Here is a 15,482-nt window from a genome sequence, read left to right as displayed (position 1 = left end):
ATGGGATATCACTGGCCCCAAAAAAGGGTTATGTGTCAGATCTTCTCGCTTTGCACTTGCACGTACAGCGCACGGCCGGCACCGAGGCCGGCAATGATCGCACCGGTGCCAATGATGCCGAAGATCCAGCCCACGGCACTCCAGCCGCCGGTCCAGTCATGCACCACGCCAACCGCGAACGGCCCCATCGACGCCAGGGTGTAGCCGAAGCCCTGGGACATGCTCGACAGGTTCGCTGCCACATGCGAGTCCCGCGAGCGCAGCACGATCAGGGTCAACGCCAGGCTGAACGTACCGCCCTGCCCAAGCCCCAGCAGAATCGCCCAGCCCCACAACCCTTCAATCGGCGCATACAGGCAACCAAACAGACCACCGAGGGTCAGCGCCATCACCACCACGATCGCCAGGCGCTGATCCTTGCCCCGGGTCGCCAGCCACGGCGCCGCCAGGGAGCTGGCGAGCTGGATGATCACCGAACCGGACAGCACCAGACCGGCCTGAGTCGGGGTCAGCCCACGACCGATCAGAATCGACGGCAACCAGCCGAACACGATGTACGCCAGCGACGATTGCAGGCCCATGTACAAAGTCACTTGCCACGCCAGTGGATCGCGCAGCAGACCTTTCACCCGATAGGCGACGTTGTGCGCGCCGTGTTTCTGCCCGACCTGCGGCAGCCAGAACAGCGCCGCCACCAGCGCCGGGATCACCCAGAAGCCCAGGCCCAGTGCCCAGCTGTGGTCGAAGTGTTCGCTCAACGGCACGGTCGAACCCGCCGCCATTGCCGCGCCCAGGCACAGGGCCATGGTGTACACGCCGGTCATGGTTCCGGCGTGTTTGGCGAAGTCGCGTTTGACGATGCCCGGCAGCAGCACGCCGATAATGCCGATGCTCGCACCGCCAAGCACGCTACCTGCAAACAGCCCGATCTCACCGAAGTTGCTGCGCACAATAATCCCGGCGGCCAGGGTCAGCAGAATCCCCAGCACCACCCGCTCAGCGCCGAAACGCCGCGCCAGAATCGGCGCCAGCGGCGCAAACAAGCCCAGGCACAACACCGGCAACGTGGTCAGCAGACCGGCCTGAGCCGCAGACAGGCCAAGGCTTTTCGACACTTCGCTGAGCAGCGGCGCCATGCTCGACAGCGCCGGGCGCAGGTTCAGCGCCACCAGAATCAGCCCCAGCAGCAACAGCCACGGCCGGCGCACCAGCGGATGGCTTTGCTGCACTTGTTCGTCGTCAGCCTCGGCGTCGATCAGCAGCTCTTCGAGCTCCGCCGTGCGCTTGGGGGTTGAAAAGTTTTTCTCGCTTTCAAGGTTCATTGATCAACTGCCTCGATATGGCTTTGGCCCGTTCCGGGTCGCGTTGTTCGACGGCATCGAGCAACTCGATGTGCAGGTCGAACACTTCCTGACGGCGCGGGACGATGTTCAGCGTCTGGCGCAATTGCGCGCCGACGATGCTGGAGAAATAGCGATACAACTCGCTGAGGGTGGGGTTGTGCGCGGCGTCCACCAGACGGCGGTGGAACACCAGATCGCAGGCAATGTAAGTGTCGAGATCGCCGTGGTAGTGGCTGCCGCTGGTGCCGAGCGCTTCGCGCAGCGCGAGCAGGTCTTCATCGGTGCGACGCAGCGCGGCCAGGCCAATCGCCTCGACTTCGAGAATGTGCCGGGTCTCGCGCGCCTGCTCCAGCGAGCAGCGGGACAACGCTTTGAGCGTGTCCATCGGATCGACCACTGCGCGCAGATAACTGCCGTCGCCCTGCCGGATTTCGATCAACCCGGAAAACGCCAGCACGCGCATGGCTTCGCGCACCGTGTTGCGGCTGATGCCCAGTTCGGCGCACAACTCAGGCTCAGTCGGCAGCCGTTCGCCGACCTGCCACACGCCATCGGTTATGCGCTGGCGCAACTGATCCAGAGCCTGATCGACCAGGGATCGCTTGATCAAAGGTGAGATGTCTGTCATGAAATTCGCCCTTTCATCCAATCATAGGATGAATTTTCTGACATCTTAGTCAGCTGCGGTGCTCCACACAACCCCACGCAGGAAGGAACAACCGGGACACCAATCCTACATGTCGAGTTGTAAAAACCGCTGACAGGCGAAGTGATTTCCCACATTTCGCAGGAATACTGCCGACATCACTTGCGGACGCTGGACTGCAGACTTTGGACATTGATCCACGGGCATTTTGCCCCGTCATTATCCAAAGGAATAAGCACGCTCATGGTAGAAGTCAATTTCGGCAAGCAGCACGACCGCCCTTTTGTTCTGCAGAAAAATCGCCAATTGCTGGCAGTCCGCAGCCACGCGGGAACGCAGTTGGCCCAAACGCTTTGCTGCGAATCTGCTCACGCAGCGCTGGAAGGTTGCGAGCTGTTGCTGCATGTCGAGGACGCTGATGTGCAGATTTTCAAACTGCCTGGACACTCGGACGCATCGCAACGCAAGGCGCTGCTACGCGAATTGCCCGACGTGCGCTTCGCGGGCAGCGTGCTGGTGGATCCCATCACTCAGGAGCCGGTGCTCTATACCGAAAATATCTTTTTGAAGTTCATCGACTCACTGAAAGCCACTGAGTGCATGGTCATACTTCAAGCGCTGGGCCTGATGATCAAGCAACAGGTGCCGTATGCAAAAAATGCCTTTTTTGTGCATCACCCCGCCACCCATGGCATCGATATCTGCACCCTCACGAGTGAATGGCTGGAACGCGACGAGATCGAGTACTGCCACCCGGAGCTGCTGCGCCAGGGTCAACGCCGAGCGATCCATGCCAATCAGTGGCACCTGAAGAAAACCACCGTGACCTATCAGGTTGAAATCGATGCCAGCGCCAACGTCGAGGCCGCGCATGAGCTCGCGCAGGGCGAAGGCATCGTCATCGCAGTCATCGATGACGCGTTTGATATTGACCATCCCGAATTTTCCGGAGAAGGCAAAGTGGTCGGTGCAAAGAACTTTGACCGACGTAACGCCAAAGGCGGCCCGCGCCCACTGAACGCCCTGGAACGCCACGGTACGGCCGCTGCCGGGGTGGCTTGCGCCAATGGTGAGGACGGCGCCAGCGGTGTCGCCCCCAAAGCCAGCCTGATGCCATTGAAACTCACCAAACCCTTGGGAGCCCGCGCGGAGGCCGACGCCTTTTTCTGGGCTGCCGATCAGGGAGCCGACGTCATTTCCTGCAGCTGGGGGCCGGCTGAAGGGCATTGGGCCGACCCGGCGGACCCGCGTCACACGCAAGTGTTTCCCCTGGCCGCCAGCACACGGCTGGCAATCGAATACGCCGCCACCAAGGGCCGCAATGGCAAAGGCTGTGTGATCTTTTTTGGCGCGGGAAACGGTAACGAGTGCGCCGATAACGATGGCTATTCCAGCCACCCCCATGTCATTGCGGTAGGTGCCTGCAACGATCAGAACCGGCGCAGTGCCTACAGTGACTATGGCAAGTCACTCTGGTGCTGCTTTCCCAGCGGAGATCAGAAACACCCCGATCCGAAGTTCAAGCCTGCGACTTCGATCCCGCAGACCCGGGGTATCCGTACCACTGATTTGAGCGCAAAGTTTGCCGCCGCCACATTGCCGGCCTACACCGACACCTTCAGCGGTACCTCCAGCGCCTGCCCCGGCGCCGCGGGCATCGCTGCGCTGGTGCTCGGCGTCAATCCCGAGCTTGATCGCTCTGCGGTACGCCAGATACTTGCCGATTGCTGCGACAAGATCGGCCACCCCGATGACGGGCCGCGCGGCCAGTACGACGAAAACGGCCACAGTCATTACTACGGGCACGGCCGACTCAACGCGCTGCGTGCCGTGCACCTGGCACTTGAACGCAAAACAAATGCGGGCTGATTCGCCCCCATGAAAAAAGCCCTGTCGGCATACCGGCAGGGCTTTTTGTCAGGCGAGCTTCTCAGGCAATCAATGCAGGATCTGGCTCAGGAACAGCTTGGTACGGTCATTTTGCGGGTTGTCGAAGAAGTCGTTCGGCGCCGCCTGTTCGACGATTTCGCCCTTGTCCATGAAGATCACACGGTTGGCCACGGTGCGGGCGAAGCCCATTTCGTGGGTCACGCAGAGCATGGTCATGCCGTCTTCGGCGAGGCCGATCATGGTGTCCAGCACCTCTTTGACCATCTCCGGGTCGAGGGCCGAGGTCGGTTCGTCGAACAGCATGATTTTCGGTTTCATGCACAGCGCACGGGCAATCGCCACACGCTGTTGCTGACCGCCGGACAGTTGCCCCGGAAACTTGTGCGCCTGCTCCGGAATGCGTACGCGCTCCAGATAATGCATGGCGATTTCCTCGGCCTTGCGCTTGGGCATCTTGCGCACCCACATCGGCGCCAGCGTGCAGTTCTGCAGGATGGTCAGGTGCGGGAACAGGTTGAAGTGCTGGAACACCATGCCGACTTCGCGGCGGATCGCTTCGATCTGCTTGAGGTCGTTGGTCAGCTCCACGCCGTCGACAACGATGCGGCCCTGCTGGTGCTCTTCCAGACGGTTGAGGCAGCGGATGGTGGTCGACTTGCCGGAACCCGACGGGCCGCACAAGACGATACGCTCGCCCTGCTTGACGTTGAGGTTGATGTCTTTCAGCACGTGGAACTGGCCGTACCACTTGTTCACGCCCTGCATCTGGATAATGCCTTCAGGGCCCACAGGCTTTTTGATTGCTTCGCTCATTTACAGAGAACTCCTAACGCTTGTGGCCAGTGTCGAGCTTGCGTTCCAGATGCATGGAATAGCGCGACATACCAAAACAGAAAATCCAGAACACCAGGGCGGCGAACACGTAGCCTTCGGTGGCCATGCCCAACCATTTCGGGTCGGCAGCGGCTTGCTTGACGCTGTTGAGCAGGTCGAACAGGCCGATGATGATCACCAGGCTGGTGTCCTTGAACAGCGCAATAAACGTGTTGACGATGCCGGGGATTACCAGCTTCAAGGCTTGCGGCAGAATCACCAGGCCCATGGCTCGCCAGTAACCGAGGCCCATCGCCGCTGCCGCTTCGTACTGACCTTTGGGGATCGCTTGCAGACCGCCGCGCACCACTTCGGCAACGTAGGCCGACTGGAACAGGATCACCCCGATCAGCGCCCGCAGCAGCTTGTCGAAGTTCATGCCTTCGGGCAGGAACAGCGGCAGCATCACCGAGGACATGAACAGCACCGTGATCAACGGCACGCCGCGCCAGAACTCGATGAAGGTCACGCAGACCACACGAATCGCCGGCATGTTCGAGCGCCGGCCCAGCGCCAGAATGATCCCCAGCGGCAAGGCGCCGGCGATACCCACGGTGGCAATGACCAGCGTCAGCATCAGGCCGCCCCACTGGCTGGTCGCCACGGCGTCGAGGCCGAACACGCCGCCATGCAGCAGGCACCACGCGACGATCGGGTAGATCACCAGGAAGCCCAGGCCGTACACGGCTTTGTGCGCCACGCGTTTGATAAACAGTGGTGCCACGCCGATCACCGCCAGCCACACGGTCAGGTCGACGCGCCAGCGCAGTTCCGCCGGGTAGTAGCCGTACATGAACTGGCCGAAACGCTGCTGAATGAACACCCAGCAGGCGCCGTCCTTGGTGCAGTCGGCGCGGGTGGTGCCGACCCAGTTGGCATCGAGAATCGCCCAACTGAGGATCGGTGGTACCACCAGGTAGATCAGGTAAAACGCAAACAGGGTCAGCAGGGTGTTGAGCCAGCTGGAAAACATGTTCGCGCGTATCCATGCCATCGGGCCGAAGACCTTGGCCGGCGGTGGCATGTCGGGTTTGAAAGTATGGGTTGTCATGCGCGTTTCCTCACCGCTCAATCAGCGCAATGCGCTTGTTGTACCAGTTCATCAGCAGGGAAATGCTGATACTGATCGCCAGGTACACGCTCATGGTGATGGCAATGACTTCGATGGCCTGACCGGTCTGGTTGAGCACGGTGCCGGCGAACAGCGAAACCATTTCCGGATAACCGATACCGGCGGCCAGCGACGAGTTCTTCGCCAGGTTCAGGTATTGGCTGGTCAGCGGCGGAATGATCACTCGCAAGGCTTGCGGAATGATCACCTTGCGCAGGGTCGGGCCGTTGCGCAGGCCGAGCGAACGCGCCGCTTCGGTCTGGCCATGGCTGACCGACTTGATCCCCGAACGGACGATTTCCGCGATGAACGCGGCGGTGTACACGGTCAGCGCCAGGGTCAACGCAAGCAGTTCCGGGATCAGCACCCAGCCGCCGACGAAGTTGAAACCCTTGAGTTGCGGCATTTCCCAGTGCAGGGGGGCACCGAAGATCAGCCCGCACAAGGTCGGGATCACCAGCAGGATCGCCAGGCCGGTCCAGAATTTGTGGAACGGGACGCCGGTGTCTTCGAAACGCTTGTTGGCCCAGCGGCACATCAGCACGATGGCGACAATGGCCAGCACCACGCTGATGAAGAACGCCCAGAAGCCGTCAGCCATTTGCGCGGCCGGCATGTTCAGGCCACGGCTGCTGACGAAGAAGGTGTCGCCGAAGTTGTGGCTGTTGCGCGGTCCCGGCATGGTCAGGAATACCGCGAAGTACCAGAACAGGATCTGCAGCAGCGGCGGAATGTTGCGGAACACTTCCACGTACACGGTCGCCAGTTTGCTGATGATCCAGTTCGGCGACAGTCGCGCCACACCGATGATGAAGCCCAGCAGGGTCGCCAGGATCACGCCGATGAAGGTCACCAACAGGGTGTTGAGCAAGCCGATCACGAACACCCGAGCGTAACTGTCCGCTTCGGTGTAGGAGATCAGGTGCTGAGCGATGCCGAACCCGGCACTGCGCTCCAGAAAGCTGAAACCGGAAGTGATGCCCCGGTGCTGAAGGTTGGTCTGGGTGTTATCGAACAGATACCAGCCCATGGCGATCACCGCCACGACGGTGATGATCTGAAACAGCCACGCACGCACTCGCGGATCGCTGAGGCTGAACCTCTGCTTTGGTGCGCCGATTGAATTTTGCATGAAGTGCCCCGGAAGAAATGGAACAGAACATCACCCGGCGGTTGGCCCGCCGGGTGATAGAACCATTAGCGCACTGGTGGTGCGTACTGAATGCCGCCGTTGGTCCACAGCGCGTTCAGGCCACGGTCGATTTCCAGCGGAGTGCTCTTGCCGAGGTTTTTCTCGAAGATTTCACCGTAGTTACCGACCTGCGAAACGATTTTCACAACCCAGTCCTTCGGCAGTTTCAGGTCCTTGCCGTATTCACCGTCAGCACCCAGCAGACGAGCGACGTCCGGGTTCTTGGTGGATTTGGCTTCTTCCAATACGTTTTTCGACGTCACGCCGGCTTCTTCAGCGTTCAGCAGCGCGTAGCCAACCCAGCGAACGATCGCCAGCCACTCGTCGTCGCCGTTACGCACGACCGGGCCCAGCGGTTCTTTGGAGATGGTTTCCGGCAGCACCACGTAGTCTTTTGGCGAAGCCAGTTTGCTGCGCTGTGCGTACAGCTGCGACTTGTCGGAGGTCAGCACGTCGCAACGACCGGATTCCAGCGACTTGGCGCTTTCATCGGAGGTGTCGAAAGTGATCGGGGTGTACTTCAGGCCGTTGGCGCGGAAGTAATCGGAGACGTTAAGTTCGGTGGTGGTACCGGCCTGGATACAGATGGTTGCACCGTCCAGTTCCTTGGCACTTTTCACGCCCAGCTTGTTGTTGGCCAGGAAGCCCACGCCGTCGTAGTAAGTGATGAAGCCCGGGAATTTCAGGCCCATGCCGGCGTCACGCGAGCTGGTCATGGTGGTGTTGCGCGAGAGCAGGTCGATTTCGCCGGACTGCAGCGCGGTGAAGCGCTCCTTGGCGTTCAACTGGCTGAACTTGACCTTGTTGGCGTCGCCGAATACGGCAGCGGCCACAGCGCGGCAGACGTCAGCGTCGATCCCGAGGATCTTGCCCGAAGCGTCCGGCACCGAGAAACCCGGCAGACCGTCGCTCACGCCACACTGCACGAAACCTTTCTTCTGCACGGCATCCAGGGTTGCACCCGCCTGAGCGAACCCGCTGACGCCGAGTACTGCTGCTGCAGTCACGACCGCCAGAGTGGATTTCAACATCTTCATTCAAACCTCCAGTTTTGCTCTTGTTGTGTCGGAGCTTGAGTCCAGTCGCACCCTTTTGAGGCGTTGTTGACCCGTGTTGGCTTTTTTTGGGGTCAACCGACGTAAGACCTTCGCTATGAGTCTAGTAGGAGAAAATCCACATCATGGACAACTCACTTCTCACCAATCGGCCGAACGGGCTGTAGCCCTTTCACGTTCGCTTTGCCCGTAGCGGCCATTGGCGAACATCCATCACCGGATTCTTTGCAATCCCGTCGCAAGACGTACACTGATAGTGTTACCGCAAGGCGTAGGACGCTTCGTACAGAATCCTCCATAGCAAAGCCCGTACCACACCGCTTGCTGAAGCGATTGCGCGACAGGTCAATAGCAAAACTTGTAGCCTTGCGACATCTTCTTAACGGATCGACCGGACGCGCACCTCAATCACGCACTTATTGAGAGCGCCCGCACATTTTTGGAGCAGCCATGACCGAGCCCCTGATTCTTGAACCCGTAAAGCCCGCAGACGCCTGCGTTATCTGGCTGCACGGCCTCGGCGCGGACCGCTATGACTTCTTGCCAGTGGCTGAAGCGCTGCAGGAAAGCCTGCTGACTACCCGCTTTGTATTGCCGCAAGCGCCGACCCTGCCCGTCACCATCAACGGCGGTTACGCGATGCCGAGCTGGTACGACATAAAGGCCATGAGCCCGGCGCGGTCGATTGATCGTGAGCAGCTGGAAGCGTCGGCGGATCGCATCATTGAATTGATCGAAAAGGAGCGCGCCGGCGGAATAGACGCTTCGCGGATTTTTCTCGCCGGCTTTTCCCAGGGGGGCGCCGTCGTTCTGCACACCGCTTATATAAAGTGGCAAGGCCCGTTGGGTGGCGTACTTGCCCTCTCCACCTATGCCCCGACCTTCACTGACGAGATGGAGCTTTCAGCCAGTCAGCAGCGTATTCCTGCGCTGTGCCTGCACGGCCAGTTCGACAGCGTGGTGCAGAACTCGATGGGGCGCAGTGCCTATGAGCATTTGGTGAAGCATGGTGTCACCGTGACATGGCAGGAATACCCAATGGAGCACGAAGTGTTACCCGAAGAAATTCGCGACATCGGCGTCTGGCTGGCTGAACGCCTGCGTTGATCGTTTCAGCTGCATCGCCCCTTTGATCATCCCACTACGCCGCGCCCGTTTCTTGCATTACACTGGCCGGCGTACATTCCTTAACCAATTGATGAGATGACCGTGCTCAAAGCACTCAAGAAAATGTTCGGTAAAAGCGAGGCTGAGCAGCTCGCGCCAGTCCCCAGTGCGCCGTCGCACGCCCCCGGCCCTCGCAGCGATGCGCCCAAGGCTGAACGTCCGGCTCCGGTAGCGACACCCCAGCCTGAGCCGCAACCTGCCGTCGCTACCGAACCGGTCCGCGCCGAAGCGCCGAAACCACCCCGGCCGCGCCGCGAACCGAAGCCCAAGGCACCGGTCATTCCCTGGAAACTCGAAGATTTCGTCGTCGAACCCCAGGAAGGCAAAACCCGCTTTCACGATTTCAAGCTCGCTCCGGAACTGATGCACGCCATCCAGGACCTGGGCTTCCCGTACTGCACGCCGATCCAGGCGCAGGTGCTGGGTTTCACCCTCGCCGGCAAAGACGCCATCGGCCGCGCGCAGACCGGTACCGGCAAGACCGCCGCGTTCCTGATCTCGATCATCACTCAGTTGCTGCAGACGCCGCCGCCGAAAGAACGCTACATGGGTGAACCTCGTGCGCTGATCATCGCGCCGACCCGCGAGCTGGTGGTGCAGATCGCCAAGGATGCTGCCGACCTGACCAAGTACACCGGCCTCAACGTGATGACGTTCGTTGGCGGCATGGACTTCGACAAGCAGCTCAAGCACCTCGAAGCGCGCCACTGCGACATCCTCGTCGCCACCCCGGGCCGTCTGCTCGACTTCAACCAGCGCGGCGACGTGCATTTGGACATGGTCGAAGTGATGGTGCTGGACGAAGCCGACCGCATGCTCGACATGGGCTTCATCCCGCAAGTGCGGCAGATCATTCGCCAGACCCCGCCGAAGTCCGAGCGTCAGACCCTGCTGTTCTCCGCGACCTTCACCGAAGACGTGATGAACCTGGCCAAGCAATGGACCACCGATCCGGCAATCGTCGAAATCGAAGTCACCAACGTGGCCAACGAAAACGTCGAGCAGCACATCTATGCGGTGGCCGCGGCTGACAAATACAAACTGCTCTACAACCTGGTCAACGATAACGGCTGGGAGCGCGTGATCGTCTTCGCCAACCGCAAGGACGAAGTGCGCCGCATCGAAGAGCGCCTGGTGCGCGACGGCATCAACGCCGCGCAACTGTCCGGCGACGTGCCGCAGCACAAGCGCATCAAGACCCTCGAAGGCTTCCGCGAAGGCAAGATCCGCGTGCTGGTGGCCACCGATGTCGCCGGTCGCGGCATCCACATCGACGGCATCAGCCACGTGATCAACTTCACCCTGCCGGAAGTGCCGGACGACTACGTACACCGCATCGGCCGTACCGGTCGCGCGGGCGCCGACGGCGTGTCGATCAGCTTCGCCGGCGAGGACGACTCCTACCAGTTGCCGTCGATCGAAGAGAAACTCGGTCGCAAGATCAGCTGCGAAACACCGCCGACGCACCTGTTGCGCGCTGTTGAACGCAAGCGTCCGCAGCCGCAGTAAGCGATCTGTAACGCAAAAAGCGCAGCCGGCAACGGACTGCGCTTTTTTTTGCCCGGCGTTTTCAACAGGCGCTTGCGATAGACAACTAAAAGTCCATAATGGACAAATTAGTTTATATCCAGACCGCGGAGCCTGACATGTCCAGTACACCCTACGTGATCGACCACACCCAGGCCCGCGAGCTGCTGGCGCGCATCGACGTGCCGCAGATCCTGCGCAAACTGTTCCGCGACCTCGCCGCCGGCCACGCCGTGCAACCGGCGCAGCAGTTGGTGGAGTTTCCGCAGGGCGCCGGCGACTTCATCAATTATCTGGGGGTGCTGGCCGAGGACGGCGTGTACGGGGTCAAGACCTCGCCGTACATCGTCCGCGAGCAAGGGCCACTGGTGACAGCGTGGACCCTATTAATGTCGATGAAAACCGGCCAACCGCTGCTGCTTTGCGATGCCGGTGAACTGACCACCGCGCGCACTGCAGCGACCACCGCCGTTGCAGTCGATGCCCTCGCCCCGCTGAATGCCCAACGACTGGCGATCATCGGCAGCGGCAAGGTTGCCCAGGCTCATTTGCATTACGTGAAAGGTCTGCGCGACTGGCAGAACATCAGCGTGTATTCGCCGAGCCTGTCTGAAGACGCTGAAACCCGGGCGCTGCTGAAAGAGATCTACCCGGGGGTGAAGATTGCCGACAGCCGCGATGTCGCCCACATAGACGCGGACGTGATCATGCTCTGCACCTCGTCCGCCGGCCCAGTGATCGACCCGGCCAGCTTGAGCAAACCGGCGCTGATCACCTCGATCAGCACCAACGCGCCACGCGCCCATGAGGTGCCGCCGCAGAGCCTGAGCGACATGCAAGTGTTCTGTGACTATCGGCTGACCACGCCGGGCTCGGCCGGTGAGATGTTGATCGCGACCGAGCAGCATGGCTGGGACAAGTCTGCGATTGTCGGTGACCTCGCCGACCTGCTCAGCGAGAAAGTGCCGCGCCCCGGTTACGACCGTCACGTATTTTTCCGTTCAATTGGCCTGGGCCTGGAAGACATTGCGCTGGCGAATGCGGTTTATCTCTTAACCCACTAACACCACAAATCCCATTGTGGGAGCGGGCTTGCTCGCGAAGAGGCCGTATCAGGCAACGCATTTGCCGAATGACATACCGCCTTCGCGAGCAAGCCCGCTCCCACAGGGGATCAGCGAATTTTCCAATATTGCGAGCAACTGGAGACCTTTCATGAGCCAGGCAGATTTCATCATCATCGGCGGCGGGATTGCCGGCGCTTCCACCGGTTTCTGGCTGTCGCCCCACGCCAAAGTGATCGTGCTCGAACGTGAATCGCACCCGGCCTATCACTCCACCGGGCGTTCTGCCGCGCTGTACACCGCCGCCTACGGTACGCCGCAGGTGCGGGCGCTGACACTGGCCAGCCGTGAGTTTTTCGACCATCCGCCGAGCGGTTTCTGTGAGCACCCATTGCTGACACCGCGCGGCGAAATGACCGTGGACTTCAGCGGTGACGCCGCCGAGCTGAACAACCAGTACCTCAGCGCCAAAGCCACAGTGCCAGAAATGCAGCTGCTCAGCGCCGACGAAGCCTGCGCCCGTCTGCCGATTTTGCGTCGGGAAAAAGTCCACGGCGCGATCTACGATCCGACCGCCAGTGACATCGACACCGACGCCCTGCATCAGGGCTACCTGCGCGGTATCCGCCGCAACAACGGCGAGGTTCACACCGATTGCGAAGTGCTGGGCCTGACGCGAGACGCCGCTGGCCTCTGGCAGGTGCAAACCAACGGTCAGACCTTCAGCGCGCCGGTCATCATCAACGCCGCCGGCGCCTGGGCTGACCAGATCGGCGCGCTGGCTGGCGCCCAGGCGCTGGGCCTGCAACCGAAACGCCGTGCGGCGTTCATTTTCGCCGGCCCCGAGGGCGTGGACATTCATCACTGGCCGATGCTGGTCAGCCTCGACGAATCGTTCTACATGAAGCCCGACGCCGGGATGTTCCTCGGCTCGCCGGCCAACGCCGACCCGGTCGAACCGCATGACGTGCAACCGGAAGAGCTGGACATCGCCATGGGCATCTATCAGATCGAAGAGGCTACGACCCTGACCATTCGCCGCCCGACCCGCACCTGGGCCGGACTGCGCAGCTTCGTCGCCGACGGTGATCTGCTCAGCGGTTTCGATCCGCAGGTGCCGGGGCTGTTCTGGGTCGCGGCCCAGGGTGGTTACGGTATTCAGACTTCACCGGCCATGGGCCAGGCCAGCGCGGCATTGGTGCGTGGTCAGCCGTTGCCTGAGTCGTTGCAGCAGTTCGGCCTGAGCAGCGCCATGCTCTCCCCCTCGCGCCTGCGCTGATGGCCCCTGCGGATGACGCGCCCAACGGATTGCGGCACACTCGCAGCGCCCCCGTGCACGGGGGCGCTGACGCCGCCTGGAGCTCCACAATCATGACCGCCCCCGAATTCGATCCGGCCCTGGATAACTTCCGTGCCATCGCCGACGCCATCGCCACGCTGTTCTTTCCCCACGCCGAAGTGGTGCTGCACGACCTGCGCACACAGAAGGTCGACTACATCGCCAACAACCTGTCCAAGCGCGAGATCGGCGACGATTCATCGCTTGAAGACATGCTCAGCGAGGAGGTCAGCGAGCGCAACATCGGCCCGTACGAAAAGCTCAATTGGGACGGCCAGAAAATCCGCAGCCTGAGCACCGTGCTGCGCGACCACGATGAGCGGCCGCTGGCGGTGCTGTGCATCAACCTGAATATTTCGCTGTTCGAGAATGCCAAGGCTGCGCTGGATCTGTTCCTGTCGCCGAGCAAACTGATCCCGCAGCCGGATTCACTGTTTCGCGATGACTGGCAGGAACGCATCAACACCTTCCTCCACGCCTGGCTGCGCGAGCGCCAGCTGAGCCTGAATCTGCTGACCCGCGATCACAAGCGCGAACTGGTATTGGCCCTGCACGCCGAAGGCGCGTTCAAGGGCAAGAGCGCCTCGAACTATGTGGCCAATGTGCTGAACATGGGGCGGGCGACGGTGTACAAGCATTTGAAGGAATTGAAGGGCTGAAGATCTGCATTGGCAGTTCTGGCCCCATCGCGAGCAGGCTCACTCCTACAGTTGGAATGCGTTCCCCTGTAGGAGTGAGCCTGCTCGCGATAGCGGACTATCAGTCGCCGTAGATGTCGGACTTGAAATACTTCTGGGAAATCTTCTGATACTCGCCACTCGCCCGAATCCCGTCGATGGCCGTGTTCAACTCACTGACCAGCTCGGTATTGCCCTTGCGCACCGCGATCCCCGCGCCCTCGCCCACGTACTTCGGATCCTTCAGCTCCGGCCCGACAAACGCATAGCCCTTGCCGCGTGGCATCGACAGGAAATCGTTCAGCGGGATGGTGTCGGCGAAAATCGCATCGAGCCGCCCGGCCGCCAGGTCCATGTAGATTTCTTCGTTATTGCCGTAGCGCTTGACGTTGATGCCCTTCGGTTCGAACACCTCGGTGGCATAACGATCGGTGGTGGTGGCGCGCTGCACGCCGACGGTCTTGCCCTTGAGGCTGGCGTATTGGTCATCGACCGTGGCGCCTTCCTTCATCACCAGCCGTGACGACGTGAAGTAGTACTTGTGGGTGAAATCCACCGACTTCTTGCGGTCTTCGTTGATGGTCATCGACGACAACGCCATGTCGATTTTCTTCACTTTCAACGAAGGAATCAGACCATCGAACTCACCCTCGACCCACACGCATTTGACCTTCATCTGCGCGCACAGGGCGTTGCCGATGTCGTAGTCGAAACCGACGATTTCACCCTTGTCGGTTTTCGAAGCGAACGGTGGATAAGCGGCCTCGATGCCGATGCGCAGGGTCTTCTCGGCGGCAAACGAGCTGGTGCACGCCAACAGGCTCAGGGCCAGACCGGTGATCAGGGGGAGTTTCTTCATGTTCGTTCTCTCGCGGGTTGTTGTTGGTTTGGCAAGACGAAGAAGAGCAGCTGGGAGCAGGGAGCTACGAGCGGCAAGATTGAAGCTTTTTGTACTTTGAAATCCATATTGGACTTATAGGTACAAGCCGTCAATTAGGGAAGAGAGTGTGTCTGCGAGGTTTTTGGTGTTACAGATGGCCCCTTCGCGAGCAAGCTCGCTCCCACATTGGATTTGGGAACGACACAGATCCAATGTGGGAGCGAGCTTGCTCGCGAAGGCGTACTGAGGGGCGCTAAAGAAATTACTTCTTCCAGCGATCCGCAGCGGCATGATCACTGTCACGCCCCTCGACCCAGCGCGGGCCGTCACTGGTGTTCTCTTTTTTCCAGAACGGCGCGCGGGTTTTCAGGTAGTCCATGACAAAGGCGCAGGCGTCGAACGCCGCCTGGCGATGGGCGCTGGCCGCGCCGACAAACACGATCGGTTCGCCCGGCTCCAGCGCGCCGATGCGGTGCAGCACTTCCAGCTTCAGCAACGGCCAGCGCTGCTCGGCCTCGACGGCGATCTTGCCAAGGGCTTTTTCGGTCATGCCCGGATAATGTTCGAGGAACATCCCGGCCACATCCAGCCCGTCATTGAAGTCGCGCACGTAGCCGACAAAACTCACCACCGCGCCGACACCGACATTCGCCGCGTGCATCGCGTTGACTTCAGCGCCGGGATCGAACGCCGTGGACTGCACCCGAATCGCCATGCC

General features: G+C 60.8%; 14 protein-coding genes. 6 read left to right on the top strand and 8 right to left on the bottom strand.

The features are described 5' to 3' along the window. Window positions 1-35: 35 nt before the first annotated feature. Window positions 36-1,322 carry a CynX/NimT family MFS transporter gene (locus M0808_RS21550; RefSeq protein ID WP_247842362.1) on the bottom strand — a complete coding sequence of 429 codons (1,287 nt, stop codon included), beginning with the start codon at window positions 1,320-1,322 and terminating at the stop codon, window positions 36-38. After that, entirely contained in the window at window positions 1,312-1,971 is a 660-nt protein-coding gene (locus M0808_RS21545; protein ID WP_097086330.1) for a FadR/GntR family transcriptional regulator, read from the bottom strand. The genes M0808_RS21550 and M0808_RS21545 overlap by 11 nt, the downstream gene beginning before the upstream one ends. A 261-nt stretch (window positions 1,972-2,232) precedes the next feature. Here M0808_RS21545 and M0808_RS21540 point away from each other — a divergent pair, with 261 nt between their 5' ends. Beyond that, the gene (locus tag M0808_RS21540; RefSeq protein WP_139053795.1) at window positions 2,233-3,858 is read left to right on the top strand and encodes a S8 family serine peptidase; all 1,626 of its coding nucleotides are present in this window, start codon (window positions 2,233-2,235) and stop codon (window positions 3,856-3,858) included. A gap of 69 nt (window positions 3,859-3,927) precedes the next feature. Here M0808_RS21540 and M0808_RS21535 read toward each other — a convergent pair whose 3' ends face one another. The 4 genes from M0808_RS21535 to M0808_RS21520 all read right to left on the bottom strand — a co-directional run bounded on the left by M0808_RS21535 (window position 3,928) and on the right by M0808_RS21520 (window position 8,092). Further along, window positions 3,928-4,692 (bottom strand): amino acid ABC transporter ATP-binding protein, encoded by a 765-nt coding sequence (locus tag M0808_RS21535; RefSeq protein WP_003221897.1) that lies wholly within the window; start codon window positions 4,690-4,692, stop codon window positions 3,928-3,930. 13 nt (window positions 4,693-4,705) lie between these two features. Next, window positions 4,706-5,803 carry an amino acid ABC transporter permease gene (locus tag M0808_RS21530; protein ID WP_247842361.1) on the bottom strand — a complete coding sequence of 366 codons (1,098 nt, stop codon included), beginning with the start codon at window positions 5,801-5,803 and terminating at the stop codon, window positions 4,706-4,708. A gap of 10 nt (window positions 5,804-5,813) precedes the next feature. Beyond that, window positions 5,814-6,995 (bottom strand): amino acid ABC transporter permease, encoded by a 1,182-nt coding sequence (locus M0808_RS21525; protein WP_247842360.1) that lies wholly within the window; start codon window positions 6,993-6,995, stop codon window positions 5,814-5,816. A gap of 65 nt (window positions 6,996-7,060) precedes the next feature. Continuing rightward, entirely contained in the window at window positions 7,061-8,092 is a 1,032-nt protein-coding gene (locus M0808_RS21520; protein WP_047292688.1) for an amino acid ABC transporter substrate-binding protein, read from the bottom strand. A gap of 468 nt (window positions 8,093-8,560) precedes the next feature. Here M0808_RS21520 and M0808_RS21515 point away from each other — a divergent pair, with 468 nt between their 5' ends. The 5 genes from M0808_RS21515 to M0808_RS21495 all read left to right on the top strand — a co-directional run bounded on the left by M0808_RS21515 (window position 8,561) and on the right by M0808_RS21495 (window position 13,866). Further along, window positions 8,561-9,217 carry an alpha/beta fold hydrolase gene (locus M0808_RS21515; protein ID WP_247842359.1) on the top strand — a complete coding sequence of 219 codons (657 nt, stop codon included), beginning with the start codon at window positions 8,561-8,563 and terminating at the stop codon, window positions 9,215-9,217. A 96-nt stretch (window positions 9,218-9,313) separates the two neighbouring features. Then, complete coding sequence (gene rhlB / locus M0808_RS21510) at window positions 9,314-10,786, top strand: ATP-dependent RNA helicase RhlB (RefSeq protein ID WP_027610938.1); 1,473 nt, start codon at window positions 9,314-9,316, stop codon at window positions 10,784-10,786. 137 nt (window positions 10,787-10,923) lie between these two features. Then, window positions 10,924-11,868, top strand: a complete 945-nt coding sequence (locus M0808_RS21505) for an ornithine cyclodeaminase family protein (protein ID WP_247842358.1) — start codon at window positions 10,924-10,926, stop codon at window positions 11,866-11,868. Between the two features lie 151 nt (window positions 11,869-12,019). Then, window positions 12,020-13,147: an FAD-binding oxidoreductase gene (locus tag M0808_RS21500; protein WP_097086319.1), complete on the top strand. Its 1,128-nt coding sequence runs from the start codon at window positions 12,020-12,022 to the stop codon at window positions 13,145-13,147. A 92-nt stretch (window positions 13,148-13,239) separates the two neighbouring features. Beyond that, complete coding sequence (locus M0808_RS21495; RefSeq protein ID WP_098967310.1) at window positions 13,240-13,866, top strand: PAS domain-containing protein; 627 nt, start codon at window positions 13,240-13,242, stop codon at window positions 13,864-13,866. A gap of 100 nt (window positions 13,867-13,966) precedes the next feature. On the opposite strand, the gene M0808_RS21490 is transcribed toward M0808_RS21495, so the two are convergent. Together M0808_RS21490 and moaE are read right to left on the bottom strand one after the other, a co-directional pair. Further along, on the bottom strand, window positions 13,967-14,743 hold the full coding sequence (locus tag M0808_RS21490; protein ID WP_027610934.1) for an ABC transporter substrate-binding protein: 777 nt from the start codon (window positions 14,741-14,743) through the stop codon (window positions 13,967-13,969). Window positions 14,744-15,026: 283 nt separating this feature from the next. Beyond that, the gene (moaE, locus tag M0808_RS21485) at window positions 15,027-15,479 is read right to left on the bottom strand and encodes a molybdopterin synthase catalytic subunit MoaE (RefSeq protein WP_007965204.1); all 453 of its coding nucleotides are present in this window, start codon (window positions 15,477-15,479) and stop codon (window positions 15,027-15,029) included. Between the last annotated feature and the right edge of the window lie 3 nt (window positions 15,480-15,482).

Source organism: Pseudomonas sp. MWU12-3103b, assembly GCF_023100615.1.
GTDB classification, from domain to species: domain Bacteria; phylum Pseudomonadota; class Gammaproteobacteria; order Pseudomonadales; family Pseudomonadaceae; genus Aquipseudomonas; species Aquipseudomonas putida_A.
This window is presented reverse-complemented; position numbering and strand designations above follow the sequence as displayed.